The 3,441-nt window shown below is 36.5% G+C and carries 3 protein-coding genes; all 3 read left to right on the forward strand.

All coding sequences use genetic code 11. The features are described 5' to 3' along the window. A partial coding sequence (locus V7659_RS30330; protein WP_335543728.1) for an LTA synthase family protein occupies positions 1 to 1,644 on the forward strand: 1,644 nt, incomplete at its 5' end. A gap of 77 nt (positions 1,645 to 1,721) precedes the next feature. Then, entirely contained in the window at positions 1,722 to 2,615 is an 894-nt protein-coding gene (locus V7659_RS30335) for a thermonuclease family protein (RefSeq protein ID WP_335543729.1), read from the forward strand. Between the two features lie 203 nt (positions 2,616 to 2,818). Continuing rightward, complete coding sequence (locus V7659_RS30340; RefSeq protein WP_335543730.1) at positions 2,819 to 3,331, forward strand: HD domain-containing protein; 513 nt, start codon at positions 2,819 to 2,821, stop codon at positions 3,329 to 3,331. The last annotated feature ends 110 nt before the right edge of the window (positions 3,332 to 3,441 follow it).

Here is a 3,441-nt window from a genome sequence, read left to right on the forward strand (position 1 = left end):
GTACCAGTTTTGATGCAAACCAAAACGAATGCTGGACAGCTAGGTGACAGTGCACTTTCGTTAATGTCTCCTTTTGATATTTTATATTTTACAGATATGTTTATTTTAATTGCATTATCATTAACAGTCTTCAAAAAAGTAACGGTATCGAACAGAAAAACCTATAAAATTGTTTTATTATTTTCAATCACTACTTTTCTATTCAATTTAGGTTTAGCGGAAAAGGATCGTCCACAACTACTGTCACGTTCTTTTGACCGAAATTATTTAGTAAAATACCTTGGTGCGTACAACTTTACCATTTATGATGTTATCCAAAATATTAAATCATCCAGTCAGCGTGCGTTGGCTGATAGCAGTGATATTACCGATGTTGAGAACTATCGTAAAGCAAATTATGCTGCCCCAAATCCAAAATACTTTGGTAAAGCTAAGGGTAAGAACGTAATTTATATTTCGATGGAATCCTTCCAAAGTTTTATGATTGATTATAAAATGCCTAACGGTCAAGAAGTAACACCATTTTTAAATTCATTAGCACATGACAATAATACTTTCTATTTTGATAATTTTTATCATCAAACAGGCCAAGGAAAAACATCGGATGCCGAATTCTTAATGGAAAACTCACTTTATCCAATGGCACAAGGTGCGGTTTTTGTTAACAAAGCCCAAAACACCTATCAAGCAATGCCGTCGATTCTAAAAGGACAAGGATATAGTTCCGCAGTGTTACATGGTAACTATAAAACATTCTGGAATCGAAATGTGATCTATAAAGCATTTGGCTACGATCAATTCTTTGATGCAGAGTACTATAGTATGTCAGATGAAAATACAAAAAACTATGGAATGAAAGATAAACCTTTCTTTAAGGAATCTATTCCATTACTTGAAAGCCTAAAGCAGCCGTTTTATACAAAATTTATATCTCTGTCTAATCACTTCCCATTTGAAATGGATCCGGAGGATACAAATTTTCCTGCCGGTGATTACGGGGATACGGTTGTAAACCAATATTTCCAATCTGCAAACTATATGGATCAGGCGTTCCAGCAGTTCTTTAATGATCTAAAAGCAAACGGTTTGTATGATAATACCATCATTGTTATGTATGGTGACCATTACGGCATTTCTGAAAACCATAACGATGCAATGGCAAAGGTTATGGGTGTGGACGAAATCACTCCTGCAATCAATGCAAAACTACAGCGTGTACCATTATTTATTCATGTACCTGGTGTAAAAGGCGGAGTTCAACACCAAGTTGGCGGGGAAGTCGATGTACGTCCAACTGTTCTTCATTTATTAGGTATTGATACGAAAGATTATATGGAATTTGGATCAGATTTACTTTCCAAACAACACCGGAATTGGGCATTATTTAGAAACGGTGACTTTGTAACATCAGATGCCATCCAGATTAATGAGAAATGTTACTCCTCTGCAACGGGTGAATTATTAGAGGATAGTACGATTTGTAAGGATGTCGATAGCAAAGTCAATATGGAATTAAATATGTCTGATGAAATTGTTTACAAAGACTTACTACGTTTCTATAAGCCAGAAGGTTATACACCAATTAACCCTAATGATTATGAATATTTAGGTCCAAAAGGTGACACTGGGACATCAGCAGAATAAACAGTTAAAGAGAGAATAACTTCTCTCTTTTTCTTTTGTTACAATTATGTCAGAAATAACATCAAGGGGAATTTGCAATGAACAAGAGAATTCATCAATTAATCATTTCATTACTTGTCATTATCCTTATCATTCTAACTGGGTGTACTGAGACCGAAATCTCTAAGGATAAGAATGACACAAAAACAACTTCTATTAATAAAAATAAAGAAGTGAATACGAATGAATCGAGCGATGCTTCACCATCTCAATCAGAAGTTCCAGAGCAGAAAACTGCTAATAAGAAATTACTTCCCGCCACCATTGTAAAGAATGTCGATGGGGATACTGTTGAGATTAATCTTAATGGGAAGGTCGAAAAGGTCAGAATGCTCTGCGTGGATACACCAGAGACACACCATCCCCGCTTAGGTGTTCAACCGTTTGGACCGGAAGCGTCTGAGTATACTAAGAAGATTCTCGCTGTCGGTACTAAAGTCGAAATAGAACCTGGAATTGGAGAAGGTCGAGATAAATATGGCCGTTTACTTGCTTATATTTATGTAAATGGAAAAATGTTTAATGAAATGTTGCTTGAGGAAGGTCTTGCACGAGTAGCCTATATCTATGCACCCAATACTCAATATGTTGATGAATTTTATGCGATCCAAAAGAAGGCACAAAAAAAGGGTATTGGCATTTGGTCCATTGAAAATTATGCCCTAGAGGATGGGTATAACACTGATAATGCCAAGGGCACGGTTGAAAAAGGGTCAACTTCAAACACATCATCTGGAAATATGTATGAAAATAACCCAAATGATGATCAAGAAACTAACTTGGATTGTAAAGGGAAAATTAAAGGAAATGCCAATTCCCATATTTATCATGTACCAGGCGGTAGTTATTACGAATCCACCAAAGACAATATTGTCTGGTTTTGTTCAGAAAAAGAAGCACAGGATCAAGGTTATCGAAAGTCGAAACGTTAATATATTTTTGTTCATAAGTAGCAGCAGGCATTTATATGCTTGCTGCTTTTTAATACTAATGGATGCCGGCGAACCGCTCGTGCCTGGAGCGGAAATCAACATCCCAATTTAACAGGGCCAATAATAAAAAAATAGCCATGTACCAATTGTTATCATATAATAAGTAAAATATATTATTTTAAAAAAGTTAGGAGAAGGATCGCATGAGAGACGTTACCTTATTGAATATATTTGAACATCATATTGCCCAAAAATATTTGAATCGTTCAGGTCTTGCCCATGCGATTGCGGTTGCCTACCATGCCTACCAATTAGGGAAGGAACATCAATTGGATGTAGACATTGCTGCAAAAGCAGGACTCCTCCATGACATGGGTCATTATACATGGTATAAAAATGGAAAATGGGATTATGACTTATACAAACAAAATGACATTCACCCAATCAAAGGGGCGGAAAGGGCCCATAAGCTCTTGATTCGCCTTGGTGAAAATCCAATAAAAGCAAAGACAATCGCACTCGCCATTTTATTTCATACCGACTCATTTTTGCCATCCAACGATATTGTCCGTACACCCTTACAGCAAATTGTTAAATGGGCCGATGAAAAGGATGAAGAAGAAGGCGGCATGCATCATTATCGGACGATTGAATATGAACGAGCCAAACAAAGCATTATCCGCTTAGACGAATGGATCGACAAAGAAAGTAAATAAATTAAAGGCGGTGCAAAAGCACCGCCTTTAATTTATTTACTGCATAGTAAAACCCTCTTCTTGTAAGAACATTTCAGCTTCCTCATAGGTATCAAAAGTTGCATCCAGGT

This window comes from Neobacillus drentensis (assembly GCF_036966985.1).
Lineage (GTDB): Bacteria > Bacillota > Bacilli > Bacillales > Cytobacillaceae > Neobacillus > Neobacillus drentensis_E.

Bases quoted from the DNA above. Each gene is read 5' to 3' on its own strand.
- V7659_RS30335 (WP_335543729.1), top strand. From the start codon at position 1,722: ATGAACAAGAGAATTCATCAATTAATCATTTCATTACTTGTCATTATC.
- V7659_RS30340 (WP_335543730.1), top strand. From the start codon at position 2,819: ATGAGAGACGTTACCTTATTGAATATATTTGAACATCATATTGCCCAA.